This is a genomic window from Terrabacter sp. Root85 (assembly GCF_001429185.1).
GTDB lineage: Bacteria > Actinomycetota > Actinomycetes > Actinomycetales > Dermatophilaceae > Terrabacter.
In genome coordinates this window covers 202,820-226,969 of record NZ_LMIW01000012.1, presented here as the reverse complement: position 1 = coordinate 226,969, position 24,150 = coordinate 202,820, and the positions used below count along the sequence as shown (strand labels likewise).

Below are 24,150 nucleotides of genomic sequence, written 5' to 3'. Positions count from 1 at the left end.
CGCGGCACGACGATGACCACCGGCGACTCCGCGCCTGACCACCTCCGGCTGCTCGCCCGACCGACCGTCGCCGAGCGGCGGGCCCAGCTGCCCGGCGACGCCCTCGTGCCCGCCGACGTCGTCATGGACCGGGCCTTCACCGTGTCGGGCTCGCCCGAGCGGGTCTGGCCGTGGCTCCTCCAGCTCGGCAAGCGGCGCGCCGGCTGGTACCTCCCGCGGACCGTCGAGCGAGCCGTCCCGCGGTCGCGCCGGGCCGTCCGTCACCTCGACCCAGCCCTCCAGGCGCTCGCGGTCGGCGACGTCATCCCCGACTGGGGCGGTGCCGACGCGACCTTCACGGTCGTCGAGCTCGAACCGGCCTCACACCTGCTCTTCGCCTCCACCCGAGGCCGCACCGACCTGACGTGGTGCCTCCGGCTGCAGCGGGCCGACGGCGACCGTACCCGGGTCCACCTGCGGCTCCGCCTCGGCCCGGTGCGTCACCGGCGGCTGGCCCGAAGCCTCGGCGGCCTCGTGGACCTCGTCACCGTGGCCGGCCTCGCCGTCGGACTCGAGGAACGGCTGGTGCGCCACCGCGCCTGACCCGACGGCAGTGTCAGACGTGGTCGAGCGCGTCGCGCTCCAGCGCCGTGAGCTCTCGTTCGGCTCGCCCGGGCCGCTCGACGGTCTGGTCGTCGAACTGCGTCGCGTGGAGGTCGGCGTACAGGCCACCCGCCGCGAGCAGCTCGGAGTGCCGGCCGGTCTCGACGACGCGGCCGTGGTCGAGCACGACGATGAGGTCGGCCTGGCGGATCGTCGAGAGCCGGTGGGCGATGACGATCGAGGTGCGCCCCTCGAGGGCCGCGTCGAGCGCCCGCTGCACCGCGACCTCCGACTCGGAGTCGAGGTGGGCCGTCGCCTCGTCGAGCACGACGACGTCGGGCGCCTTGAGCAGCAGGCGCGCGATGGCGAGCCGCTGCTTCTCGCCGCCGCTGAGCCGGTGACCGCGGTCGCCGACGACGGTGTCGAGACCCTCCGGGAGCTCCGCGACGAGGTCGCTGATCTGGGCGGCCCGGAGGGCCGCGTGGATCTCGTCGTCGGTGGCGTCGGGCCGGGCGTAGAGCAGGTTGGCCCGGATCGTGTCGTGGAAGAGGTGGGCCTCCTGGGTCACGACCCCGACGCGGTCGCGCAGCGAGGTCATCGCGACGTCACGCAGGTCGAGGCCACCGATGCGCACGACGCCCTCGCTCGGGTCGTAGAGCCGGGACACGAGCGACGTCAGGGTCGTCTTGCCGGCACCCGAGGGTCCGACGAGCGCGACGAGGTGGCCGGAGGGAGCCGAGACGGTGACGTCGTGGAGCACGACGCCGCTGCCGCGGCGGTCACCCGACGCCACGGACTCGAGGGAGGCGAGCGACACCTCGTCGGCGGACGGGTAGCGGAACGCGACGTGGTCGAGCTCGACCCCGAGGGGTCCGCTGGGCAGGTCGACGGCACCGGGCCGCTCCTTGACGAGCGGCTCGAGGTCGAGCACCTCGAAGACGCGCTCGAAGGAGATGAGCGCCGTCATGATGTCGACCCGGACGTTGGACAGCGACGTCAGCGGGCCGTAGAGGCGGGCGAGCAGCGCGGCCAGGGCCAGCAGCGTGCCGACGGAGAGCGTGCCGTTGACGGCCATGACGCCACCGAAGCCGTAGATCATCGCGGTGGCCAGCGCCGCGACGAGGGTGAGAGCGGCCATGAAGATCGTGCGGTTGAGCGCGATCTGGATGCCGATGTCGCGGACCCGGCCGGCGCGCTCGGCGTACTCGGCCCCCTCACGGGCGGGATTGCCGAAGAGCTTGACGAGCAGCGCACCGGCGACGTTGAAGCGCTCGGTCATCCGCGTGCCCATGTCGGCGTTGAGCGTCATCTGGCGGTGCGCGAGGCTCGCGAGCCGCTGGCCCATGAGCTTGGCCGGGATGAGGAAGAGCGGCACGAGCAGCAGCGAGCCCAGCGTCAGCTGCCACGACAGGGCGAGCATCGCCGCGATGACGAGCACCACCGACACGATGTTGGAGACGACGTTGGACAGCACGGACGTGAACGCCTGCTGGGCGCCGACGACGTCGTTGTTGAGCCGGGAGACCAGCGAGCCGGTCTGCGCGCGGGTGAAGAAGGCGATCGGCTGGCGCAGCACGTGTGCGAAGACCTGGGTGCGCAGGTCGTTGATCAGACCCTCACCGATGCGGGAGGAGTACCACCGCGAGATGACCGTCAGGACGGCGTCGGCGATGGCGATCACCGCGACGACGAGCGAGAGCCGGACGACGACGGACGAGTCCTTGGGGATGACTCCGTCGTCGACGAGGCTCTTGATCAGCAGCGGCACCGTGACGACGAGCACCGAGTCGACGACGACGACCGCGAGGAACGCGATGATCGCGCGGCGGTACGGCGCGGCGTACGTCAGGACCCGGCGACGGGTGCCCGGCGACAGGGTCCGTTCGGCCACCGACGAGTCGCGCGACATCGATCGCATCGCCATCCACGGCTGCATGCCCACGGCACAGACCTCCTTCAGTCCCTTGATCCAACCCCGAGGGACCGACAGCGATTCCCCCGAGGCCGGGATCAGCCGGGGCCGGGGCGCGACTCAGGCGCCGAAACCGCCGAGCATCGCCTGGAGCAGCCCCGTCTGGGCCTCCCGCTCGCGGGCGAGCTGCCCGTCGCGGTCTCCGTCCATCGCGCCCCGCAGCAGCGGCTTGAGCGCTCGCAGCGCGGGTGCCGGCGCTGCGAGCAGCGCCTCGACGAGGGAGCCGGTCACCTCCTCGAGGTCGGCCGCCGGTGCGAGCGTGCCGACGAGTCCGATGCCGTGCGCCTCGGGCGCCGAGACCTTGCGCCCCGTCGCACAGATCTCGAGGGCCCGGGCGTAGCCGACGAGGTGGACGAGCGGGCCGGTGCCCCCGAGGTCTGGCACGAGACCGAGGCTCGTCTCGCGCATGGCGAACCACGCGTCGAGCGCCGCGACGCGCAGGTCGGCCGCGAGCGCGAGCTGGAAGCCGGCGCCGATCGCGTAGCCGTGCACCTGCGCCACGACGACGGCCGGGCACTCCGCCCACGCGGTGAAGCCCTCCTGGTAGGCCGCGATCCCGCGCTGGACGGCCTCCGGGCCTCCCGCGGCGAGCTGGGCGACGCTCACCTCCCCGGGCACCCCCTCCGGGGTGAACATGGCGGTGTCGATGCCGGCGGAGAAGGCGTCACCGGCCCCGCGGAGGACGACGACGCGTACGTCCTCGGGGACCGACCGCGCCTCGTCGGCGAGCGCCGCCCACAGTGACGGGGTCTGCGCGTTGCGCTTCTCCGGGTGGTCGAGCGTGAGGGTGCGGACAGGTCCGTCGGTCTCGACGACGAGGTGCGGATGCGTCATGGACGCAGGCTACCCGTGGGTCACGGCGAGGTCGTCGGGCTCAGGCCGCGACCGCCGGAACGACCCCGCGACCGACCGTCGCAGGCGGGACGACGCGCAGGACACCCCATCCAGTCACGGACGCAGGCTGGACCAGCTCGACCCGGAAGACGCGCGCACAGTCCAGGCACGACCACGCGGAGGTGGGGTCCGGGAACGGCGTCAGGTCCTCGCCCGAGCAGTACGGGCAGGTGAGGTGGTGGTCGCTGGGCATGGCACACAGTGTCCCGATCGACACACCCAGATACAATAACCGTCCATTATGTGAGCCCAACTATTTGCTTATGTATGCCGGAGGCGGGCTCACTGCCCCAGGGCACCCACCGCTCGGGCCACGACGAGCAAGGACGTGAGCAGCGCGGCCGTCGCCTCGAGACCCATGAGGGACTTGGCCCGGGCCGACAGCGGCATCGTGTCGGTGGGGCTGAACGCGCTCGAGTTCGTCAGGGACACGTAGAGGTAGTCGACGAACTCCGGCCGCCAGTTGCTCCGGGCGCTCGAGGTCGCGGCGACCTCGGTGATCGCGTCCTGGTTCTCGTCCTGCGAGAAGCGCCAGTCGGCCGGCGGGAGCCGGTCGCGCACGACCGTGTGCCGCGCGACCGGTCCCCCACGGTCGATCTCCCAGAAGAGCAGGCCGAAGCCGATGACGTTGGTCAGCCACACCTGCATGCCGGCCAGCAGCAAGGGCAGGCCGCCCGGCTCGGACGAGGTGAGGCTCCGCACGAGCATGCCGAGCGCGAAGAGGTTCGTCGCGATGACCACGCACGCGAGGGCGATGGAGACGCCGCGGGACCAGCGCGTCTGACGCACCAGGCGGCGAGGGTTCGTCACGACGAGCGCGCCGAGCAGCACGAGCTCGAGGGCGGGGATGGCCAGCCGGGGGCCGACGAGAAGGCTCTCCGGCAGTACGGCGTAGGCCAGCGCTGCCACGACGACCGCGAGCGCCGGCCACAGGCGGTTCTCGCCGGCGCTCGAGCGTGGCTCACGGCGCCGTCGTCGCCCCGCGCTCGATGTCATGGCGCCAACGTAGCCAGTGGCGCCCCGCGCCGGGTGCCGACAGGCTCAGGCGAGCGAGATGAGGTCGAGGTAGTCCGGTCCCCAGAGGTCCTCGACGCCGTCGGGCAGCAGCAGGATGCGCTCGGGCTCGAGTGCCTCGACGGCCCCTTCGTCGTGGGTGACGAGCACGACGGCACCCTCGAAGGTCGACAGGGCCCCGAGGATCTCGGCCCGCGAGGCAGGGTCGAGGTTGTTCGTGGGCTCGTCGAGGAGCAGCACGTTGGCCGCCGAGACGACGAGCAGGGCGAGCGACAGGCGCGTCTTCTCGCCGCCCGAGAGCACGCCCGCGGGCTTGTGGACGTCGTCGCCCGAGAAGAGGAAGGAGCCGAGCACCTTGCGCACCTCGGTCTCGCCGAGCTCGGGCGCCGCCGACTTCATGTTCTCGAGGACCGTGCGACCGACGTCGAGGTTCTCGTGCTCCTGGGCGTAGTAGCCGAGGCGCAGCCCGTGACCGGGCTCGACTTCGCCGGTGTCGGGGGTGTCGACGCCGGCGAGCATCCGCAGCAGCGTCGTCTTGCCGGCACCGTTGAGGCCGAGCACCACGACCTTGCTGCCGCGGTCGATGGCGAGGTCGACGTCGGTGAAGACCTCGAGCGAGCCGTACGAGCGGGAGAGTCCCGACGCGCGCAGGGGGGTCTTGCCGCAGGCGGCCGGCTTGGGGAAGCGGAGCTTGGCCACCTTGTCCTGGACCCGCTCGCCCTCGACGCCGGCGAGGAGTCGTTCGGCGCGCTTGGCCATGTTCTGGGCCGCCGTCGCCTTGGTGGCCTTGGCGCGCATCTTGTCGGCCTGCGCCATGAGCGCGCCGGCCTTCTTCTGGGCGTTCTGCAGCTCGCGGCGGCGGCGCTTCTCATCCGTCTCGCGTGCCTGGAGGTAGGTCTTCCAGCTGACGTTGTAGACGTCGAGGGCCGAGCGGTTCGCGTCGAGGTGGTAGACCTTGTTGACGACGGCGTCGAGCATCTCGGCGTCGTGGCTGATGATGATGAGCCCGCCCTTGTAGGCGCGGAGATACTCCCTCAGCCAGATGATCGAGTCGGCGTCGAGGTGGTTGGTCGGCTCGTCGAGGAGCAGGGTCTCGTTGCCGGAGAAGAGGATCCGCGACAGCTCGACGCGGCGACGCTGGCCACCCGAGAGGGTTCCGAGCGGTTGGCCGAGGATCCGCTCCTCGAGGTTGAGGGCGCTGGCGATGGACGCGGCCTCGGACTCGGCGGCATACCCGCCCTGGGCCTCGAACTCCACCTCGAGCCGGGTGTAGGCCCGCATCGCCTTGTCGCGAACCTTCTCGTCGTCACTGCCCATCCGCGCCTCGGCCTCGGACCGCTGGCGCACGATGGCGTCCAGGCCGCGGGCGGAGAGGATGCGGTCGCGGGCGAGCATGTCGAGGTCGCCGGTGCGGGGGTCCTGCGGCAGGTAGCCGACGGCGCCCGTGCGGGTCACCGTGCCCGCGGCCGGCTGGCCCTCCCCGGCGAGCACCTTGGTCAGGGTGGTCTTGCCGGCACCGTTGCGTCCGACGAGGCCGATGCGGTCGCCCGCGTCGATCCTGAAGCTGGCGTCCTCGACGAGCAGGCGCGCCCCAGCGCGCAGCTCGATCCCGGTGGCGACGATCACGGCATTCCTCCTATCGGTGCCGCACTACGTCAGCGGCCGGACAACCCCTCCAGTCTAGGAGCCGCGAAGGGGTGCTCTCGACGCGTTATCCGTGCGGCGACCTCGTGGCAGGCCGCGCACCCGCACGTGCGGGAGGCGTGCATCGTGCCGACGTTCCGCTGGGTGCCGGGCTCCCAGAGCTGCTCGCGTATGCCGCCGGGCGAGGTCACGGTCGGCAGCAGCGTCGGGGTCGGGTCGGGGTCGGCCGAACCGGTCCGGCAGCACCGGCACGGCGTGTAGCCGCCGTTCCCGGACTCATGCCACGCCTGCTGGTGGCCGCAGCCGCGGCACAGGTGGACGAGGACGCTCATGCCGGGTCGGCACCCTCTCCGTTCGAGGTGATCGCGTCAGGCACGTCGGTGACGCCATCACCTCGAACCAGGGGCGCGACGGGCATGAGGACGGAGAAGCCCGCCCCGTCACCGCGGATCGCCAGGGGGCGGTGCGGACCGTCGAGCACGAGCGTCGGCCGGGCGCCCGCGACGGCGAGCGCCTCGTGGAGGAACTCGGGGTCGACGAAGACGGCTGCGTCACCGGCACCGACGCCATGCGGCTCGGCCACGTGGACCGAGCCGTCACGCACGACGAGGCCGACCGTCTGCGCCTCCACCGGCAAGCGAGCCTGCAGGCCGTCGGCGTCGACGGCATCCCGACCCGGGTCGGTGGCCACGATGCTGCGGTAGTCGGGGAACGAGCCGGCGACCACCGGGGTCGCGGCCAGCTCACCGTCGACGAGCGCACCCACCCGCCCCGGGCGCACGTCGAGCTCGACCACGGCGTCCGCGTCGATGCGGCCGCACCTCTCGGCGACCCGGTCGGCCCAGCCGAGCGGGACGACGGCGGACACCGGGTGGTCCGGCGAGGCCGTCGGTGGGAGGACGACGGGAGCCCACCCGACGGCGAGGCGGTAGCGGTCGGTGGCGACGCACCGCACCTCGGCGCCGCACACCTCGACGAGGATCCCCGTCAGGACGCGCAGGTCCACCCCGTCGGGGGCGCCCGCCACCGGCTCCCCCGGCGCCACGGCGAACCGGACCGCGCCCAGGGCCGCGGCGAGATCACCGGCACGGACCGTGACCCGACAGGCCTCCGAGCCCGCGTGGTCGCGCTCGGCGAGGAGGGCCAGGGTGCGCACGATCTCGCGCCGGGCATCCGCCAACCCGTCGACCAGGCGCTGCTCGTGGGCGGCGACGACGTCCGCGGCGGCTCCGGACGCACCCCGCGCGTCCTCGTCGAGCACGAGCGCGACCTCGGCGAGCGGCATACCGACCCGGCGCAGCGACGCGAGGAGACGGGCGGCGCGCACCTGCGCGACGGCATACCTCCGGTAGCCCGTCAGGGCGTCCACGTCGGCCGGGACGAGGACGCCCTCTCGGTCGTAGAAGCGCAGCGCGCTGGCGGTGAGGCCACTCCGACGGGCGACCTCCCCGATCGTCAGGAGGCGGTCGTCGACGGCAGCGGGCTCGGGCTCGGCGGGCATGACGAGAAGACTGGGCCCTCGACCGGGTCGAAGGTCAAGCGGTCAGTGGGTCGAGTCGGCGACGGCGTCCGCGACGGCGTCCGCGTCCGCGTCCGCCCGTCGTCCATCCGTCACCGTCGTGGCCCCCACGACGACGGCCCCGGCGAGCGAGATGCCGGCGGTCACCCAGGCCGCGACGTTCCAACCGGCCACGAGCCCCGACGCCCCCGAGCCGGTCCCCGCGTGCGCCGCGACGACGACGGCGACCACCGTGACCCCGATGGACGAGCCGAGGTAGCGGGCCGTGTTGTTCGCGCCGCTACCCATCCCGCCCCGCCCCGGCGGCACGCTCGCGACGGCCTCACGCCCGAGAGCGGCGTTGAGGACCCCACTACCCACCCCGGCGACGAGCAGCCCGGGCAGGAACCGGGCCCAGGAGGACCCGGGCGTGATCCCCGACAGCGCGAGCTGACCTGCGGCCACGACGACCAGCCCACCCGCCAGCTGCGCCCTGCCGGACCACCCGGCCGGCAGCCGCCGGGCCACGAGGGCGAACACGACGCTCGTCCCGGACCAGGCGAGGAAGAGGACGGCGGAGGTCGTCGGGGGCAGACCGAGAGCCAGCGCGAGGAATCCGGGGAGGAACGACAGCAGGCCGATCGCGCCGGCACCGGTCGCGAGCGCAGCCGCGCTCGCGGCGACGAACCGGCCGTCACGGAAGAGGGACGGGTCGACCATCGGGAAGGACGTGCGCCGCTCGGCCACCACGAACGCGGCAGCCGAGGCCGCGCCGAGACCGAGCAGGACGAGGACCTCCGGCCGGCCCCACCCGTTGCGCCCTTCGACGAGCGCCGCGAGGAAGCCCGTGGTCGCAACGGCGAGCAGCGTCGCGCCCCACGCGTCGAGCGGTCGACGTTCGTGCGACCGGGTCTCGTCCAGCCGGCGTCGTGCGACTGCGGCCAGGCCGAGCGCCGCCACGGCGAGGACGACGTACGTGTCGCGCCACGACGCCCAGCGGTCGAAGGCGCTCGCGACGAGCGGGCCGAGGGCGATGCCGCCTCCGACACTCGCACCCCACACCCCGCTCGCGGCCGCCCGGGCCGCCCCGGGCTCGAACCAGTGGGCGACGAGGCCCAGGCTCGCCGCGATGACCGCCGCGGCGCCGATGCCCTGGCCGACCCGGGCGAGGACGAACACGAGCGTGCCTCCGGCGAGAGCGGCGGCGAGGCTCGATGCGGCAAGGACGACCAGGCCACCCACGAGGACGCGACGCCGACCGCGGTCGTCGGCCAGGGTCCCTGTCGTCAGCAGTGCCGCCCCGAGCCCGATGCCCATCGAGCTGAGGATCCACGTGCGTCCGGCGACGTCCGACCCGAGCGCCGCGGTGACCGAACCGACCGTGGCCAGAGGGGCCGTGAAGGCGACGAGGGCCAGGACGGTGCCCACCGCGGCCACGGCGAGCGCCCGCCGGGCCTGCTCTCCGGTTCGGGGCGCGGTCGCCCCGCGCGTCGTCGTATCGGGTGCTGCCTGCCGGATGCGGCTCATGACGTCCTCCATGGTCTCGATTGGTCTGTTGAACAGACCAAGGCGTACCTTCATTCCATGGCACTCGGGACGGACTACAGCGGACAGGACTGCTCGCTCGCCAAGGCACTCGAGGTCGTCGGCGAGCGGTGGTCGCTGCTGCTCGTGCGCGACGCCTTCCTCGGCGTCACCCGTTTCAGCGACTTCCGGCGCCGCCTCGACATCTCCAAGGCGGTCCTCAGCCAACGGCTCGGATCGCTCGTCGAGGCCGGCGTCCTCGAGCGCCGGATGCACGGCGGACACGACGCATACGTCCTCACCCCCTCCGGCGAGGCGCTCTGGCCGGCCGTCCACGCCCTCATGCGCTGGGGGGACGCCACGACGTCCACGCGGGGGCCGCGGCGGCTCTTCCGCCACGTGCCCTGCGACGCCGACGTCGACGTGTTCGGTCGCTGCCCCGTCTGCGGAACGACACCACCCGCGGCCGAGCTCGAGACCCGGCCCGGACCGGGAGCCGGCACGGACCCGCCCGCCAACCCGCTGTCCGCGAGGCTCCGGGAGCCCCACCGCCTGCTGGCGCCGCTGCGCGAGTGAGGGGGCGTAACGCGGGAGACACATCGATGCAGCACGATGTTCCCCATGAACAGCCCCCTGCCCCCGGGTGAACCGCTCAGTGCGGAGCACGCGCGGCTCATCGACTCCCCCGGCCACGACGCCCCGTGGCGCCTCTGGGGCCCCTACCTCTCCGGCCGGCAGTGGGGCACGGTCCGCGAGGACTACTCGGCCGAGGGCAAGGCGTGGTCGGAGTTCCCCTTCGACCAGGCCGTGTCGCGCGCCTACCGCTGGGGCGAGGACGGGCTCGGAGGCATCAGCGACCGCTTCGGCTTCCTCAACTTCTCCGTCGCCCTGTGGAACGGCAAGGACCCGATCCTCAAGGAGCGCCTCTTCGGCCTGACGAACGAGGAGGGCAACCACGGCGAGGACGCCAAGGAGTACTGGTGGGCCCTCGACGGCACCCCGACGCACTCGTGGATGCAGTGGCTCTACCGCTACCCGCAGGCCGAGTTCCCCTACGAGCAGCTGCGGCGCGAGAACCGCGAGCGCACCCGCGACGAAAGGGAGTTCGAGCTCGGCGACACGGGCATCCTCGACGACCACGAGTTCTTCGACGTCACGATGACGTATGCCAAGGCCGGGCCCGACGACATGTGCATCCGGATCTCGGCGACCAACCACGGGCCGGCTGCCGCGCCGCTCCACGTGCTGCCGACGATCTGGCTGCGCAACACCTGGTCCTGGGGCGTCGACGACCGCGTCACCGAGCTGCGCGAGATCCGCCGCAACGGTCGCCCGACGCGTGGCTACCGCGCCGCCGAGGTGACGCACGGCTTCCTCGGCCGCTACGTCCTTGCGGCGTCCGGCTCCCCCACGACGCTCTTCTGCGACAACGAGACGAACGCCCGGCACGTCTTCGGCGACCGGGCGCTCGCGAACCAGTCGCTCTACCCGAAGGACTCGATCAACGAGCGGGTCGTCCACGGCCGCACCCAGGCCGTCAACCCCGGCGGCTACGGCAGCAAGTGCTCGTTCTGGTACCGGTTCGACGCCGTCGAGCCGGGTGAGACCGTCACGGTCGACCTGCGCCTCGCGACCGGCGACCCCGGGATCGAGTGGTTCGGCGAGCCGTTCGAGGAGGTGCTCGGCTCCCGGTCGGCCGAGGCCGACGAGTTCTACGGGCACGTCATCGACGCCTCTCTCGACGAGGCCGACCGCCACGTCGCGCGCCGGGCGTACGCCGGCCTCCTCTGGGGCAAGCAGCTCTACCGCTACGACGTGCGCCAGTGGGTCGACGGCGACCCCGTCGGCCCGGCGGTGGCCGAGTCGCGCAGGAAGGGCCGCAACGAGCACTGGAAGCACCTCGCCCTCGCCGACATCATCTCGATGCCCGACGAGTGGGAGTACCCGTGGTTCGCGGCGTGGGACCTCGCGTTCCACACGATCCCGCTCGCCCACGTCGACCCGGAGTTCGCCAAGGAGCAGCTGCTCCTCATGTGCCGCGAGTGGGCCATGCACCCGAACGGCCAGCTCCCGGCGTACGAGTGGGAGTTCGGCGACGTCAACCCGCCGGTCCACGCGTGGGCGGCCTGGCACGTCTACCGCATCGACGGCTACCGGGACCGCGAGTTCCTCGTCCGCGTCTTCACCAAGCTGCTGCTCAACTTCGCGTGGTGGGTCAACCGCAAGGACGCCAACGGTTCCAACCTCTTCGAGGGCGGCTTCCTCGGGATGGACAACATCGGCCTGTTCAACCGCTCCGCTCCCCTGCCGCCGGGCTTCCGCCTCGAGCAGTCCGACGCGACGAGCTGGATGGCCTTCTACTGCCAGCAGATGCTCAAGATCGCCCTCGAGCTCGCGCGCACCGACAAGGCGTGGGACGACGTCGCGACGAAGTTCCTCGAGCACTTCCTCTCGATCGCCCAGGCGATGCGGCACTTCGGGTCCAGCGACAAGTCGCTGTGGCACGAGGAGGACGGCTTCTACTACGACGTCCTCGTGCAGCCCGACGGGCGCGCGCCGCACATGCGGGTGCGCTCGATGGTCGGCCTGCTGCCGATCCTCGGTGCGACGGAGATCCCCTCGTGGGTCGTCGACGAGTGCCCCGACGTGACGAGCCGCTTCCAGTGGCTCCAGCAGCGCCGGCCCGAGCTCGTCAAGCCGATGCTCGCCCGCGAGGACGGCAAGATGCTGCTCACGCTCGTGCCGCCGAAGCGCCTGCGCCGCATCCTCGAGCGGATGTTCGACTCGGAGGAGTTCTTGTCCCCCTACGGGATCCGGTCGCTGTCCGCCGCGACGCGCCAGGCCGTGACGGCGACGCTCGGCAGCGAGACCGTCTCGATCGAGTACGAGCCGGGCGAGTCGCGCACCGGCATGTTCGGCGGCAACTCCAACTGGCGCGGGCCGGTCTGGTTCCCCACGAACGTGCTGCTCGCGGACAAGCTGCGCACCTACGGCCGCTACTTCGGCGACGACTTCCGGATCGAGATCCCGACCGGCTCGGGCGACTGGCGCACGCTCGACGAGGCGGCCGACGTCATCGACGGCGGCCTGACGGCGCTCTTCCGCCCCGTCGACGGCCGCCGCCCCTCCGACGGCAAACGCATCGAGTCCTCGCCGGACCCGCTGTGGTCAGCGCACCCGACGTTCTCGGAGTACTTCGACGGCGACACCGGCGAGGGCCTCGGCGCGACGCACCAGACCGGGTGGACCGCCCTCGTCGCGCACCTGCTCAACCCGCGGCTGCCCCCCGACCCGCGCACCATGGGCTGGGCCTGAGCGACACGGCATACGTCCTCGGTCGGTCCGGGCGTGCCCGGCGGGTCGCAGAGGGCGTATGCCGTCCGGCGGGCGAGGCGTGTCGGGTGACCCGCCGCGCTCGGGTAGCGTGAGCCAGCGTGAACGCGCCCATCTCCGTTCGTGACATCTCCGCAGCCGAGCACCTCGCCTGGCTGCGATCCCAGCCCTCGGCGAGCTTCCTCCAGACGCCGGCCTGGGCCGACGTCAAGAAGGAGTGGCGCGCCGAGTCGGTCGGCTGGTTCGAGGGCGAGGAGATGGTCGGCGCCGCGCTCGTGCTGCACCGCTCGCTCCCACGCCTGAAGCAGTCGCTGGCCTACGTGCCCGAGGGTCCGTGCATCGACTGGGCCTCACCGCGTCTCGTCGAGCTGCTCCGCGCGCTCCGCGACCACCTCAAGGCCAAGGGTGCCTTCGCGCTGAGGCTCGGGCCGCCCGTGGCGACGCACCGCTGGCGCACGGCCACGATCAAGGCGGCCATCGGCGACCCGGACATCCGCCGCTACGACGACGCGACGCCCGACGTCGTCGAGCCGGTGGGCACAGCGGTCGTCGCCGAGCTGCAACGGCTGGGCTTCCGCCACCTCAGCCCCGACGACGGCTTCGCCGCCGGTCAGCCGGAGTACGTCTTCCAGGTGCCGCTCGCGGGCCGCACCGAGGCCGACGTGCTCGCCGGCATGAACCAGCTGTGGCGCCGCAACATCAAGAAGACCGCGAAGAACGGCGTCACGGTCCGGGTCGGGGACGCCTCCGACCTGCCGGCCTTCCACCGCACCTACGTCGAGACGGCCGAGCGCGACCGCTTCACGCCGCGTGGTCTCGCCTACTTCGAGCAGATGTACGCCGCGCTGTCGGCCGAGGACCCCGAGCGGATCCGCGTCTACCTCGCCGAGCACGAGGGCGACGTCCTCGCGGCGACGATCTTCATCCGGGTCGGAGAGCACGCCTGGTACTCCTACGGCGCGTCGACCTCGGCCAAGCGAGAGCTGCAGGGCTCGACGGCCATCCAGTGGCGGATGATGCAGGACTCGATCGCAGCCGGCGCCGGCGTGTACGACCTGCGCGGCATCACCAACACCGTCGACGAGGCCAACGCGCACATCGGGCTCATCCGCTTCAAGGTCGGCACCGGTGGCGAGGCCGTGCGGCTGGCCGGCGAGTGGGACCTGCCGCTGAACCGCTTGCTCTACAAGGCTTTCGACCTCTACATGAAGCGGCGGTGATCGGCCGTGTCCTTCGTCCTCCACGTCGACGGTGAGCGCTGGCGTGCCGGCCACGACCGTTTCGTCGCCGAGCACCCCGGCGTCGTCCCCGTCGTCAAGGGCAACGGCTACGGCTTCGGTCGTGACCTCCTCTGCGCCGAGGCCGCCCGCCTCGGGGTGCCGATGGTCGCGATCGGCACCTACGCCGAGCTGCCTTCTGCGCTGGGCGCGTTCGGCGGTGACGTGCTCGTCATGGAGCCCTACCGTGCGGCCGTCCACGCCGACCTGCCCGACCTCGCGAACCGCCGCGTCGTGCACACCGTGACGACCGAGTCCGACCTCGGGAGCCTTCGCGAGGTGCTTTCGGACGCACGGGTCGTCGTCGAGGGCCTGACGTCGATGAACCGCTACGGCACGCCCGTCGCCGACGTGGCCGGTCTGGCCGGCGCCGCCGACGCGGTCGGGGTCACGCTGCACCTGCCGCTCGGGACCGGCCACGTCGAGGAGATCTCGCGCTTCATCGCCGCGGTCCCCGGCGTGCGCACGTGGTTCGTGTCGCACGTCTCGCCAGCCGAGCTCGCCGCTCTCGCAGCGCGTTTCCCCGAGCACGAGTTCCGGCCGCGCATCGGCACCGACCTCTGGTACGCCGACAACGGCTCCTACGAGGTCCGCGCGCACGTGCTCGACGTGCGCCCCGTCACCAAGGGCACGCGAGTCGGTTACCGACAGCGAGCGGTCGCCGCGGGCCACCTCGTCGTCGTCAGCGGCGGCACGTCGCACGGCGTCGCCATGGAGAGCCCGTCGTCGGCCGCCACGGCACGGTCGCGTGCCATCGCCGTCACCGAGGGTGTGCTCGAGGCAGCGCACCGGGTGCGGTCGCCCTTCACGGTGTCGGGCGTCATGCCGCGCTTCGCCGAGCCGCCGCACATGCAGTGCAGCCTGCTCGTGCTGCCGGCCGGCGTCGCTCCCCCACGGATCGGCGACGTCGTCCCGGTCCGGATGCGCCTGACGACGACGAACCCGGACGCCGTCGTCGTCTCCTGACACAGCACAGCGACGGCAGGAGGGACGCCTCGCGGACGTCCCGCGGACGCCGACGCGTCCATGCGGGTCGGAACTAGGGCCGCGCCGTCGTCGGGATCGTGAGGACCTCGGCGCCGTCGTCCGTGATGGCGATCGTGTGCTCGCTGTGGGCCGTGTGGCTGCCGGTGGCGCTCCGGAGCGTCCACCCGTCGGCATCGGTCACGAGCTCGGCGGTGCCGGCCATGACCCAGGGCTCGAGGGCGAGCAGGAGTCCGGGGCGCAGCGTGTAGCCGCGGCCCGGGCGGCCGGTGTTCGACACGTGCGGGTCCTGGTGCATCGTCGACCCGACGCCGTGGCCGCCGAACTGCGTGTTGATCGGGTAGCCCGCGTCGGAGAGCACCGAGCCTATGGCATACGAGAGGTCCCCGACACGGGCGCCCGGCCCGGCCGCGGCGATGCCGGCGGCGAGCGCACGCTCGGTGGCCCCGATCATCGCGACGCTCTCCGGAGGCCGGGACCCGCCCACGACGAAGCTGATCGCGGAGTCGGCGACGACCCCGCCCAGGTTCACGGCGAGGTCGAGCGACAGCAGGTCGCCGTCGGCGAGCGACCGGTCGTGAGGCAGCCCGTGGAGCACGGCGTCGTTGACCGAGGTGCAGATGTAGTGGCCGAACGGGCCCCGCCCGAAGGACGGCGCGTAGTCGACGTAGCAGGACATGGCTCCCGCCTCGAGGATCATGGCCTTCGTCCAGCCGTCGATGTCCAGGAGGTTGGTGCCCACGGCAGCGCGGCCCTTGAGGTCTTGCAGGATGTCGGCGACGAGAGCTCCGGCGGCCCTCGCGCGGGGCAGCTCGGAGGGGCTGAGGATCTCGATCATGCGGCGCCTTTCGATGCGGCTGCGGTGCGACCAATAACTATCCCGGCCATGTTATCCCGGTCTAGGATCGTGGTCATGGTCAGGCTGCCGCTCACACCCGCGGAGGTCGAGCGCGGACAGCGCCTCGGCTCCCTGCTGCGTCGGGCCCGCGGGGATCGCACGATGCTCGAGACCGCCCTCGAGGCACGGATCTCCCCCGAGACCCTCCGCAAGATCGAGTCCGGCCGCGTGGCCACCCCGGCCTTCCCGACGATCGCAGCGATCGCCGAGGTCCTCGGCCTGTCCCTCGATGCCGTGTGGGCCGAGATCAGCCCGCCCGAGGCCGGCGCGGCCCCACGGGGCTCCGGTCCCGACCGTCGGGACCGCATCGCCTCGTAGGCCCTCGGGCCGACGACCGCCGGCCCTGCCATGCTGTCGGCATGGAACGCGTCCTCGGCATCGGCGGCTACTTCCTCAGGGCTGCGGACCCCACGGCCATCAGCACCTGGTACCGCGAGGTCCTGGGACTGGACTTCGACGCCAACGGACTGTGGCAGCAGGAGGCCGGGCCGACCGTGTTCGCCGCGTTCCCGGCCGACACGGACTACCTCGGCGCCCGTACCCAGCAGGTGATGCTCAACGTCCGGGTCGGCGACCTGGACGCCATGCTCGCCCAGCTGCGCGCCGCCGGGGCGGAGGTCGACGCCGAGAGCCAGGACCTGGCGGGCGTCGGGCGGTTCGGCTGGGTGACGGACCCGGAGGGCAACAGGATCGAGCTGTGGCAGCCCAGCTGACGACGGCTCGGGCCACCGGTCAGGCGCCCTCGCTCCCCTCGATGACGTCGAGGTCGCGCACGGCGTAGCGGTGGTGCTCCCACTCCTCCTCGAGGATCGTGTGCAGGCACGAGAGCACCGTCTCGGGGTGGGCGGGGTCGTGCGGGTTCGGTCGGGACGACGCGAGCAGCTCGGGCGTGACGCCCGCGATGACGTCGCGCACCATCGCGACGCGGCCTGCCCGCGCCTCGAGGACCTCGCCGTAGGACGGTGCGTCCTGCGCGAGCACCGTCACGTCGAAGCCGTCGTCCGCGGTCGCAACGTCGATCAACCCGTAGGGGTGGTAGGGCTGCTCCTCCCCGAGGATCGCCTTGCGCAGCCACGTGTCCGTCGCCAGCACGAGGTGCCGCAGCGTCTGGGCGAACGACCACTCGCCGGCCACCGACACGTCCACCGTGCCGGACGGCATGGTGTCGACACGCGCGAGCGTGGCGGCCCAGGTGCGCTCCAGCCGGTCCCAGGCAGTGGCGAGTCCCTCCGGATCGGTCGCCCGCCGGTCGGCACGTCCGGGGAAACGACGGTTGAGCTCGGCATCGACGAGCGGGACCACGTCGACGCCGTTGACGAGCAGGACGTTCTCGCCGTCGAAGAGCCACGGCGCATCGATCTCCACGCCCTCCGCCTGCACGCCGCGCATGACGACGCCGGAGATGTCGGCGCCGACGAAGCGCGCGCCGCGCAGGTCCGTGTCGACGAACTCCGCTCCGTGCAGGTCGTCGGTCGAGCCGAAGGTTGCCATGACGTCTCCTCGTCGTACGCCGCGCAGGACGGCTCAGACTACCGATCGAGCACGGCTCGGGTCGGGATCGGACCCACGTCGACGAGCTCGACCGTCACCGCCGGGCGATATCGTCGTCCCGGACGGTCGGCGTCCGGGAGGTGAGAGGTGTGCGGTACGACACGAGTCCCACGGCACGGGCCCTTCTCGCCCTCGAGGCCATCCAGGACAGCCCCGGCATCACGGCGGAGCGGCTCGGCGACCACCTCGGGGTCTCCGAGCGCGCCGCCCGTCGCTACGTCGCGATCCTCCGCGAGGCCGACCTGCCCATCGAGTCGGTGACCGGCCCACACGGCGGCTACCGGGTCGGCCGTGGGCTCCGTCTGCCGCCACTGATGTTCACGGCCGCCGAGGCGCTCGGCCTCGTCATGGCCGTGCTCGAGGGCCACCGCGGCGCCGCTGACCCGACCGAGCTCGTCGGGGCCGCCCTGTCCAAGATCCTGCGCGTGCTCCCCCAGCAGGTCGCCGAACCGGTGCGGGCGGTCCGCCGGGTCACCGGGCCCCCTCCGGACCCGAGCCTGCGCGTCGACCCTGCCGCGACGGCCCAGCTCGTCGAGGCGTGCACGAGGTCGCGCCGGGTGCGCCTCGACTACCGCCTCGAGGACGGCCGGGAGCGGCCCATGGAGATCGATCCGTGGGCCGTCGTCCTGCGTCACGGCCGCTGGTACCTCCTCGGCTGGTCGCAGACGAGCGACGCCCAGCGCGCCCTGCGCGTCGACCGGGTCCGGTCGGTCTTCACGACGTCGGTGACCTTCGACCCCCCGGAGGACCTGGACGCCCTCCGGACGCTGGAGGAGCACCTCTCCCAGGGCTGGCGCCACGACGTCGACGTCCTCCTCCGGGCCGACCTCGACGAGGCCACGCGATGGATCCCGCGCAGCCTCGGACGGCTCGAGCCGGTCGAGGGCGGCGTCCGGCTGAGGGCCACGACCGACGAGCCCGAGTGGTACGCCCGCCAGCTCGCCGTCACCCCGCTGACCTTCGAGGTGATCGGGTCCCCCGCGCTCGTCCAGGCCACCGAGGACCTTGCCGCGCGGCTCGTGAAGTCGGCGGGCGCCGTCGACGCCACCCCCAACGATCCCGCCGATCGCTGACCCGCCCCCAGCGGGTACGACACCGTCACGGCGGCCGTGCAGCAGCCGACGTCCACAGGTCCCCGCGCACTAGGGTGATCTCGACCGGACCGGGGAGGCCCCCGGTCCCGACCCGAGGAGCGGCAGATGAGCTTCAACGACAGCGCCCAGCTCGACACCTCCCAGGTGCAGAGCGGCGGCAGCGGAGGTGGCGGCGGAGGCGGAGGCTTCCCCGGCGGCATCCAGGTCGGCGGAGGCATCGGCGGCCTCATCCTGCTCGTGCTCATGCTCATCTTCGGCGGGGGCAAGATCCTCGGTGGCGGCGGTGACTCCGGCACCGGCGCCGGTGGCCTCCCGTCCCAGCAGCTCGAGAGCAGCCAGGTCGCGGCCGCGGGCCAGGTCGACCAGGGCGAGTTCTCCCAGTGCAAGACCGGCGCCGACGCCAACAAGAACGACGTCTGCCTCATCATCGCGACGGTCAACAGCGTCCAGGACTACTGGGGCAAGACGCTGCCGAAATATCAGATGAACTACGAGCCGGTGAAGACCGTCATCTACCAGGGCCAGACCCCGTCGGGCTGCGGCACCGCCAACTCGCAAGTCGGCCCGTTCTACTGCCCGCTCGACGCCAAGGTCTACGTCGACGCGAGCTTCTTCGAGGAGCTGCAGAGCAAGTTCGGCGCCGACGGCGGCCAGCTCGCCAAGGAGTACGTCATCGCGCACGAGTACGGCCACCACGTGCAGGACCTCCTCGGCATCCTCGACCGGGCGCAGCAGGACCCCCAGGGCCCCAACTCCGGCGCCGTCCGCATCGAGCTCATGGCCGACTGCCTCGCCGGCACGTGGGTCAAGCACGCGACCGAGACGACCGACGCCGACGGCACCCCACTGCTCAAGCCCATCACCGAGCAGGACATCACGTCCGCGCTCTCGGCCGCGTCAGCCGTCGGAGACGACCGCATCCAGAAGAAGATGCAGGGTCGCGTCACTCCCGAGAACTGGACGCACGGCTCGTCGGAGGCCCGCCAGAAGTGGTTCCTGCAGGGCTACCAGACCGGCGACCTCAACCAGTGCAACACCTTCGGCGTCGACACCGTCAGCTGACGCCACCCGGCGGCGCCTCGTCCAGCTCGATGCGCACGGCTCGCCCACGGCGCAGCGCGGTCTCGAGCACGTCGCGCTTCGGGTCGGGCAGGTCGTAGAGCTCCCGCATCGGCAGCCCCGCCAGGGCCCGCAGGGCTCCGGCGTCGAGGACCTCGCGCACGAGCGTGCGGTCCCCGCCGACGACCAGAGCATGAGGTATGCCGTCTGCTCCCGTCGCGGGTGACTCGTCGTCCCCGAGGAGCACCCGTCGCGCGTGGCCGACAACGGCATCGACGAGCTCGTCGGCCTGCTTCCCCCGTCGGCGGGCGAAGCGCTGCTGCGACCACCCACCCGCTGCGGTGCGTGACTGCACGTGGCGCGTCCCGACCTTCGAGGCGGTGAAGGCACCGGCGGAGGCCAGCCCCACGGCATACCCACCGCGCCTGACGAGGATGACACCGAGGGGCTCGTGGGCGAACGGCGTTGCCACGACGGTGGATCCGTCGGCGGCGCGGGCGGACACGACGACGCCGCCGGGAGTGGACTCCTCGGCGGCGTCGTAGGTGCCGTGCCGCTCGGCGAAGCCCGCCATCCAACGGTCGAACCGCACGGGGTCGACCTCGATGACGCGCGTCGTCACGAGCGCGGGTGCTGCTGGCTCAGAGGTTGAAGCCGAGGGCGCGCAGCTGCTCGCGGCCGTCCTCGGTGATCTTGTCGGGACCCCACGGCGGCATCCACACCCAGTTGATGCGGTGCGTGGTGACGAGCCCCTCCAGCGCCTGAGCGGTCTGGTCCTCGATGACGTCGGTGAGGGGGCACGCGGCAGACGTCAGCGTCATGTCGATGACGGCGTGCGACTGGGCGTCGACGGTGATGCCGTAGACGAGGCCGAGGTCGACGACGTTGATGCCGAGCTCGGGGTCGACGACGTCGCGCATGGCCTCCTCGACGTCGGCCACGTTGGGCGGGGTGGTGGTCTGGGTCATGACGAAACTCCTTGGGGGGAGGTGGAACTCGTGGAAGAGATGTCGACACCGGCTCGGGCGAGGGCATCGGTGAAAGCGGACCAGCCGAGCAGGGCGCACTTGACGCGCGCGGGGTACTTCGAGACGCCGGCGAAGGCGACGCCGTCACCGATGACGGTCTCGTCACCGGCCACCTGGCCTCGGGAGGTCAGCATGGCGCGCATCGCCTCGAAGGTCTCGAGGGCCTCGTCGACGCGGTGGCCGATGACCTCCTCGGCGAGGACGGACGCGCTCGCGACGGAGATCGAGCAGCCCTGCGCCTCGTAGGAGACGTCGGTCACGACCGCCTCGGCACCCGTGCCGGAGACGTCGACCCGAAGGGTCACCTCGTCGCCGCACGTCGGGTTGATGTGGTGCACCTCGGCGTCGAACGGGTCGCGCAGGCCCGCGTGGTGCGGGCGCTTGGAGTGCTCGAGGATGAGCTCCTGGTAGAGGTCCATCAGCTCGCCTCCCTCTCGGTGTCGAGCCCGAAGACGACGGGCACCCGGTCGAGCGCCGCGAGCAGCGCCTCGACCTCGGCGACGGTGTTGTGGACGGCGAACGACGCACGGGTGGTCGCGGTGGCCCCGAGAGCCCGGTGCAGCGGCCACGCGCAGTGGTGGCCCACGCGTACGGCCACCCCGGCGTCGTCGAGCACCTGGCCCACGTCGTGGGCGTGCACGCCGTCGACGACGAACGCGACGGCACCGCCGCGTGGCGTGCCGACCGCAGGACCCACGACACGCACCCACGGGCGCTCGGACAGACCGCGCTGGAGCAGGTCGACGAGAGCGGCCTCGTGCGCGTGGATGCGGTCGATGCCGAGACCCTCGATCCACCGGACGGCGGCCGCTAGGCCGACCGCCTGGGCGGCGTTGGGCACGCCGGCCTCGAACTTCTGCGGCGCCGGGGCGTAGGTCGACCGTTCCATCGTGACGAGCTCGATCATCGAGCCGCCCGTGAGGAACGGTGGCATGACCTCGAGCAGCTCGGCGCGACCCCAGAGGACGCCGACCCCCATCGGGCCGTACATCTTGTGGCCGCTGAAAGCGATGAAGTCCGCGCCGAGCGTGGCCACGTCGACCGCGAGGTGCGGCACCGACTGGCATGCGTCGACGACGACGAGCGCTCCCACGGCGTGTGCGCGGGCGGCGAGGTCGGCGACCGGGTTGACCGTGCCCAGCACGTTGGACACGTGCGTGAACGCGAAGACCTTGGTGCGCTCGGTGAGCAGCTCGTCGAGCCCGGACAGGTCGAGTGCGCCGTCCGCGTCCACCGGGACCCAGCGCAGGGTCGCACCCGTGCGACGGGCGAGCTCCTGCCAGGGCACGAGGTTGGCGTGGTGCTCCATCTCGGTGACGAGGATCTCGTCACCGGCACCGAGCACGAAACGCTCGTCCTTGGGGTCGTCGGTCGGGGCCGCGTTGGAGAAGGCGTACGCGACGAGGTTGAGCGCCTCGGTGGCGTTCTTCGTGAAGACGACCTCGTCAGCAGGCGCCCCGATGAACGACGCGACGGTCGCGCGGGCGGCCTCGAAGTCGTCGGTCGCCTCCTCCGCGAGCTGGTGCGCGCCGCGGTGGACCGCGGCGTTGTGCTGCTCGTAGAACGCGCGCTCGGCGTCGAGGACCGGCGTCGGCTTGTGCGACGTCGCCCCCGAGTCGAGGTAGACGAGCGGCCTGCCGTCGCGCACCGTGCGCGTCAGGATGGGGAAGTCGCCGCGGATCGCGGCGAGCTCCCCGTCCGTGAAGGGCAGGACGTCGGCCATTCGGCTCAGGCCTCGACCGCCGCGGCCGGGGCCGCGGTGAGGTAGCGGTCGTAGCCCTCGTCCTCGAGGCGGTCGGCCAGCTCCGGGCCACCCTCCTCGACGACCTTGCCGTCGACGAAGACGTGCACGAAGTCGGGCTTGATGTAGCGCAGGATGCGCGTGTAGTGCGTGATGAGCAGGACGCCGAGGTCGCTCGAGTCCTTGGCCCGGTTGACGCCCTCGGAGACGATCTTGAGCGCGTCGACGTCGAGGCCGGAGTCGGTCTCGTCGAGGATGGCCACCTTCGGGCGCAGCAGCTCCATCTGGAGGATCTCGTGGCGCTTCTTCTCGCCACCGGAGAAGCCCTCGTTGACGTTGCGCTCGGCGAACGCGGGGTCCATGCGCAGGTTGCCCATGGCGGCCTTGACGTCCTTGACCCACGTGCGCAGCTTGGGCGCCTCGCCGTCGATGGCCGTCTTGGCGGTGCGGAGGAAGTTGCTCACCGTGACACCGGGGACCTCGACGGGGTACTGCATCGCGAGGAAGAGGCCGGCACGGGCGCGCTCGTCGACCTTCATGGCGAGGACGTCCTCGCCGTCGAGCGTCACGGTGCCGCCGGTGACGGTGTACTTCGGGTGGCCGGCGATGCTGTAGGCCAGCGTCGACTTGCCGGAGCCGTTGGGCCCCATGATCGCGTGCGTCTCCCCCGACTTCACGGTGAGGTCGACCCCGCGCAGGATCTCCTTGGGGCCGTCCTCGGTCTCGACCGAGACCGTCAGTCCCTTGATCTCGAGCGTGCTCATGGGTCAGTTCTCCTTGTTCGTGATGCTGGGCGTGTGCTGGGTGGGAGCGGCGTAGGCCGTCGACGCGAGCTCGTCCTCGATCGCCGCGGTGATCTCGTCCCGCAGGTCGGCGAGCGGGATCTCGCGGATGATGTCGGCGAAGAAGCCGCGCACGACGAGGCGCTTCGCCTCGTCCTCGTTGATGCCGCGCGACTGGAGGTAGAAGAGCTGCAGGTCGTCGAACCGGCCTGTCGCAGAGGCGTGTCCGGCACCCTCGATCTCGCCGGTCTCGATCTCGAGGTTCGGCACCGAGTCGGCGCGGGCACCGTCGGTCAGCACGAGGTTGCGGTTGAGCTCGTAGGTGTCGGTGCCCTGGGCCTCGGCGCGGATGAGCACGTCGCCGACCCACACCGTGCGGGCGGTCTCACCCTGGAGCGCACCCTTGTAGGTGGCCCGGCTCTTGCAGTGCGGTGCGTTGTGGTCGATGTACGAGCGGTGCTCGAGGTGCTGGCCGGCGTCGGCGAAGTAGACGCCGAGCAGCGTCGCGTCGCCACCCGGGCCGGCGTAGCGCACGTTGGCGTTGACCCGGACGACCTCGCCGCCGAGCGACACCGAGAGGTGCTTGAAGCGGGCGTCGCGCCCGACGAGGGCGTCGTGCTGGGCCAGGTGCTGGGCGTCGTCGGCCCAGCGCTGCACCGACACCACGGTGAGGTCGGATCCGTCACCGGTGACGACCGAGACGAGCTGCGCGTAGCGGGCTGAGCCCGTGTGCTCGACGACGACGGTCGCCTTGGAGAAGCGGCCGGCGCGCACGACGAGGTGACCGTGCACGGGCTCACCGCCACGGCCGACGAGCGACAGGCGTACGGGCTCGTCGAGCTCGGCCTCGGCCGGGATGTCGAGCAGCACGGCGCCGCCCGCGGCCGCGCCGGCCACGACGGCTGCGCGGTCCTGCGGCGGCAGGACGCCGAGGGCCTGGGCCTGCTCGGAGGTGATCATCGACGTCGTGACGCCCTCGGGGAGCGACGTGCTCCAGTCGAGGCTGCCCGTCGCGCCCTCGGCCAGCAGGCCGGCGAGCTTCTTGACGGGCGTGAAGCGCCAGTCCTCCTCGCGACCCGACGGGATCGGGAAGGCGGCGACGTCGAAGGACGCCGTGCGCTCGGCACGCGACTGGTCGGGCACGAAGGCCGCGGCGGAGTCGGTGTGGGCGGCCGCGCCGGGGGCGGCGACGGTGGTGGTGGGGGCGGCGTCGGGCACCGTGGTCTCGCTCTGCTGGGTCTCGGGGATGTCGGTGGTCGTGTCAGCCAGAAGGCT

Annotated in this window: 25 protein-coding genes; 9 read left to right on the top strand and 16 right to left on the bottom strand. The window is 72.1% G+C overall.

Annotation, left to right across the window (positions count from 1 at the left end):
• The first annotated feature begins 12 nt into the window (after positions 1-12).
• Positions 13-582 carry a hypothetical protein gene (locus ASE25_RS23285; RefSeq protein WP_056827006.1) on the top strand — a complete coding sequence of 190 codons (570 nt, stop codon included), beginning with the start codon at positions 13-15 and terminating at the stop codon, positions 580-582.
• Between the two features lie 13 nt (positions 583-595).
• Here the strand turns inward: ASE25_RS23285 and ASE25_RS18890 are convergent, their stop codons facing one another.
• From ASE25_RS18890 to ASE25_RS18855, 8 genes are all read right to left on the bottom strand, one after another.
• Positions 596-2,518, bottom strand: a complete 1,923-nt coding sequence (locus tag ASE25_RS18890; RefSeq protein ID WP_056777755.1) for an ABC transporter ATP-binding protein — start codon at positions 2,516-2,518, stop codon at positions 596-598.
• 96 nt (positions 2,519-2,614) lie between these two features.
• On the bottom strand, positions 2,615-3,388 hold the full coding sequence (locus tag ASE25_RS18885) for an enoyl-CoA hydratase/isomerase family protein (RefSeq protein WP_056827005.1): 774 nt from the start codon (positions 3,386-3,388) through the stop codon (positions 2,615-2,617).
• Between the two features lie 40 nt (positions 3,389-3,428).
• A complete protein-coding gene (locus ASE25_RS18880) occupies positions 3,429-3,641 on the bottom strand; it encodes a hypothetical protein (RefSeq protein ID WP_056776819.1) in 213 nt (70 codons plus the stop codon).
• A gap of 89 nt (positions 3,642-3,730) precedes the next feature.
• Positions 3,731-4,444: a hypothetical protein gene (locus ASE25_RS18875; protein WP_082622987.1), complete on the bottom strand. Its 714-nt coding sequence runs from the start codon at positions 4,442-4,444 to the stop codon at positions 3,731-3,733.
• A 45-nt stretch (positions 4,445-4,489) separates the two neighbouring features.
• A complete protein-coding gene (locus ASE25_RS18870) occupies positions 4,490-6,088 on the bottom strand; it encodes an ABC-F family ATP-binding cassette domain-containing protein (protein WP_056827004.1) in 1,599 nt (532 codons plus the stop codon).
• Between the two features lie 29 nt (positions 6,089-6,117).
• A complete protein-coding gene (locus tag ASE25_RS18865; protein WP_056827003.1) occupies positions 6,118-6,438 on the bottom strand; it encodes a hypothetical protein in 321 nt (106 codons plus the stop codon).
• Positions 6,435-7,607 (bottom strand): MerR family transcriptional regulator, encoded by a 1,173-nt coding sequence (locus ASE25_RS18860; RefSeq protein ID WP_056827002.1) that lies wholly within the window; start codon positions 7,605-7,607, stop codon positions 6,435-6,437. Before ASE25_RS18860 ends, ASE25_RS18865 begins: the two co-directional genes overlap by 4 nt.
• 42 nt (positions 7,608-7,649) lie before the next feature.
• Entirely contained in the window at positions 7,650-9,131 is a 1,482-nt protein-coding gene (locus ASE25_RS18855; RefSeq protein ID WP_056827046.1) for an MFS transporter, read from the bottom strand.
• A 57-nt stretch (positions 9,132-9,188) separates the two neighbouring features.
• Here ASE25_RS18855 and ASE25_RS18850 point away from each other — a divergent pair, with 57 nt between their 5' ends.
• The 4 genes from ASE25_RS18850 (at position 9,189) to ASE25_RS18835 (ending at position 14,704) form a co-directional block, all read left to right on the top strand.
• A complete protein-coding gene (locus tag ASE25_RS18850) occupies positions 9,189-9,704 on the top strand; it encodes a helix-turn-helix domain-containing protein (protein WP_056827001.1) in 516 nt (171 codons plus the stop codon).
• 45 nt (positions 9,705-9,749) lie between these two features.
• Complete coding sequence (locus ASE25_RS18845) at positions 9,750-12,443, top strand: hypothetical protein (protein ID WP_056827000.1); 2,694 nt, start codon at positions 9,750-9,752, stop codon at positions 12,441-12,443.
• Between the two features lie 119 nt (positions 12,444-12,562).
• On the top strand, positions 12,563-13,681 hold the full coding sequence (locus ASE25_RS18840; RefSeq protein WP_056776803.1) for a peptidoglycan bridge formation glycyltransferase FemA/FemB family protein: 1,119 nt from the start codon (positions 12,563-12,565) through the stop codon (positions 13,679-13,681).
• Between the two features lie 6 nt (positions 13,682-13,687).
• Positions 13,688-14,704 carry an alanine racemase gene (locus ASE25_RS18835; RefSeq protein ID WP_056826999.1) on the top strand — a complete coding sequence of 339 codons (1,017 nt, stop codon included), beginning with the start codon at positions 13,688-13,690 and terminating at the stop codon, positions 14,702-14,704.
• Positions 14,705-14,777: 73 nt separating this feature from the next.
• On the opposite strand, the gene map is transcribed toward ASE25_RS18835, so the two are convergent.
• Complete coding sequence (map, locus tag ASE25_RS18830; protein WP_056826998.1) at positions 14,778-15,560, bottom strand: type I methionyl aminopeptidase; 783 nt, start codon at positions 15,558-15,560, stop codon at positions 14,778-14,780.
• Between the two features lie 75 nt (positions 15,561-15,635).
• On the opposite strand from map, the gene ASE25_RS18825 reads away from it, so the two are divergent.
• Entirely contained in the window at positions 15,636-15,938 is a 303-nt protein-coding gene (locus ASE25_RS18825) for a helix-turn-helix domain-containing protein (protein WP_056826997.1), read from the top strand.
• Positions 15,939-15,979: 41 nt separating this feature from the next.
• Positions 15,980-16,333, top strand: coding sequence for a VOC family protein (locus ASE25_RS18820; RefSeq protein WP_056826996.1), 354 nt, complete (start codon positions 15,980-15,982; stop codon positions 16,331-16,333).
• A 19-nt stretch (positions 16,334-16,352) separates the two neighbouring features.
• Here ASE25_RS18820 and ASE25_RS18815 read toward each other — a convergent pair whose 3' ends face one another.
• Entirely contained in the window at positions 16,353-17,111 is a 759-nt protein-coding gene (locus tag ASE25_RS18815; RefSeq protein WP_056826995.1) for a DinB family protein, read from the bottom strand.
• A 149-nt stretch (positions 17,112-17,260) separates the two neighbouring features.
• Here ASE25_RS18815 and ASE25_RS18810 point away from each other — a divergent pair, with 149 nt between their 5' ends.
• Complete coding sequence (locus tag ASE25_RS18810; protein ID WP_056826994.1) at positions 17,261-18,244, top strand: YafY family protein; 984 nt, start codon at positions 17,261-17,263, stop codon at positions 18,242-18,244.
• Between the two features lie 126 nt (positions 18,245-18,370).
• Positions 18,371-19,327, top strand: coding sequence for a neutral zinc metallopeptidase (locus ASE25_RS18805; RefSeq protein ID WP_056826993.1), 957 nt, complete (start codon positions 18,371-18,373; stop codon positions 19,325-19,327).
• Here ASE25_RS18805 and ASE25_RS18800 read toward each other — a convergent pair.
• From ASE25_RS18800 to sufD, 6 genes are read right to left on the bottom strand one after another with little or no spacing between them, the layout of a single operon-like run.
• Complete coding sequence (locus ASE25_RS18800) at positions 19,320-19,946, bottom strand: acVLRF1 family peptidyl-tRNA hydrolase (RefSeq protein WP_056776780.1); 627 nt, start codon at positions 19,944-19,946, stop codon at positions 19,320-19,322. The two genes, ASE25_RS18805 and ASE25_RS18800, sit on opposite strands and share 8 nt — an antisense overlap.
• Before the next feature lie 19 nt (positions 19,947-19,965).
• Entirely contained in the window at positions 19,966-20,292 is a 327-nt protein-coding gene (locus tag ASE25_RS18795; protein WP_020144129.1) for a metal-sulfur cluster assembly factor, read from the bottom strand.
• Positions 20,289-20,771, bottom strand: coding sequence for a Fe-S cluster assembly sulfur transfer protein SufU (gene sufU, locus ASE25_RS18790; protein ID WP_056776777.1), 483 nt, complete (start codon positions 20,769-20,771; stop codon positions 20,289-20,291). The genes ASE25_RS18795 and sufU overlap by 4 nt, the downstream gene beginning before the upstream one ends.
• Positions 20,771-22,075, bottom strand: coding sequence for an aminotransferase class V-fold PLP-dependent enzyme (locus tag ASE25_RS18785; protein ID WP_056826992.1), 1,305 nt, complete (start codon positions 22,073-22,075; stop codon positions 20,771-20,773). Before ASE25_RS18785 ends, sufU begins: the two co-directional genes overlap by 1 nt.
• 5 nt (positions 22,076-22,080) lie before the next feature.
• Positions 22,081-22,857 carry a Fe-S cluster assembly ATPase SufC gene (sufC, locus tag ASE25_RS18780; RefSeq protein WP_020144126.1) on the bottom strand — a complete coding sequence of 259 codons (777 nt, stop codon included), beginning with the start codon at positions 22,855-22,857 and terminating at the stop codon, positions 22,081-22,083.
• Positions 22,858-22,860: 3 nt separating this feature from the next.
• On the bottom strand, positions 22,861-24,144 hold the full coding sequence (gene sufD, locus ASE25_RS18775) for a Fe-S cluster assembly protein SufD (protein ID WP_200959180.1): 1,284 nt from the start codon (positions 24,142-24,144) through the stop codon (positions 22,861-22,863).
• Positions 24,145-24,150: the final 6 nt, after the last annotated feature.

Bases quoted from the DNA above. Each gene is read 5' to 3' on its own strand.
- ASE25_RS23285 (WP_056827006.1), top strand. From the start codon at position 13: ATGACCACCGGCGACTCCGCGCCTGACCACCTCCGGCTGCTCGCCCGA.
- ASE25_RS18890 (WP_056777755.1), bottom strand. From the start codon at position 2,518: ATGCAGCCGTGGATGGCGATGCGATCGATGTCGCGCGACTCGTCGGTG.
- ASE25_RS18885 (WP_056827005.1), bottom strand. From the start codon at position 3,388: ATGACGCATCCGCACCTCGTCGTCGAGACCGACGGACCTGTCCGCACC.
- ASE25_RS18880 (WP_056776819.1), bottom strand. From the start codon at position 3,641: ATGCCCAGCGACCACCACCTCACCTGCCCGTACTGCTCGGGCGAGGAC.
- ASE25_RS18875 (WP_082622987.1), bottom strand. From the start codon at position 4,444: ATGACATCGAGCGCGGGGCGACGACGGCGCCGTGAGCCACGCTCGAGC.
- ASE25_RS18865 (WP_056827003.1), bottom strand. From the start codon at position 6,438: ATGAGCGTCCTCGTCCACCTGTGCCGCGGCTGCGGCCACCAGCAGGCG.
- ASE25_RS18860 (WP_056827002.1), bottom strand. From the start codon at position 7,607: ATGCCCGCCGAGCCCGAGCCCGCTGCCGTCGACGACCGCCTCCTGACG.
- ASE25_RS18855 (WP_056827046.1), bottom strand. From the start codon at position 9,131: ATGAGCCGCATCCGGCAGGCAGCACCCGATACGACGACGCGCGGGGCG.
- ASE25_RS18850 (WP_056827001.1), top strand. From the start codon at position 9,189: ATGGCACTCGGGACGGACTACAGCGGACAGGACTGCTCGCTCGCCAAG.
- ASE25_RS18845 (WP_056827000.1), top strand. From the start codon at position 9,750: ATGAACAGCCCCCTGCCCCCGGGTGAACCGCTCAGTGCGGAGCACGCG.
- map (WP_056826998.1), bottom strand. From the start codon at position 15,560: ATGATCGAGATCCTCAGCCCCTCCGAGCTGCCCCGCGCGAGGGCCGCC.
- ASE25_RS18825 (WP_056826997.1), top strand. From the start codon at position 15,636: ATGGTCAGGCTGCCGCTCACACCCGCGGAGGTCGAGCGCGGACAGCGC.
- ASE25_RS18820 (WP_056826996.1), top strand. From the start codon at position 15,980: ATGGAACGCGTCCTCGGCATCGGCGGCTACTTCCTCAGGGCTGCGGAC.
- ASE25_RS18815 (WP_056826995.1), bottom strand. From the start codon at position 17,111: ATGGCAACCTTCGGCTCGACCGACGACCTGCACGGAGCGGAGTTCGTC.
- ASE25_RS18805 (WP_056826993.1), top strand. From the start codon at position 18,371: ATGAGCTTCAACGACAGCGCCCAGCTCGACACCTCCCAGGTGCAGAGC.
- ASE25_RS18795 (WP_020144129.1), bottom strand. From the start codon at position 20,292: ATGACCCAGACCACCACCCCGCCCAACGTGGCCGACGTCGAGGAGGCC.
- sufU (WP_056776777.1), bottom strand. From the start codon at position 20,771: ATGGACCTCTACCAGGAGCTCATCCTCGAGCACTCCAAGCGCCCGCAC.
- ASE25_RS18785 (WP_056826992.1), bottom strand. From the start codon at position 22,075: ATGGCCGACGTCCTGCCCTTCACGGACGGGGAGCTCGCCGCGATCCGC.
- sufC (WP_020144126.1), bottom strand. From the start codon at position 22,857: ATGAGCACGCTCGAGATCAAGGGACTGACGGTCTCGGTCGAGACCGAG.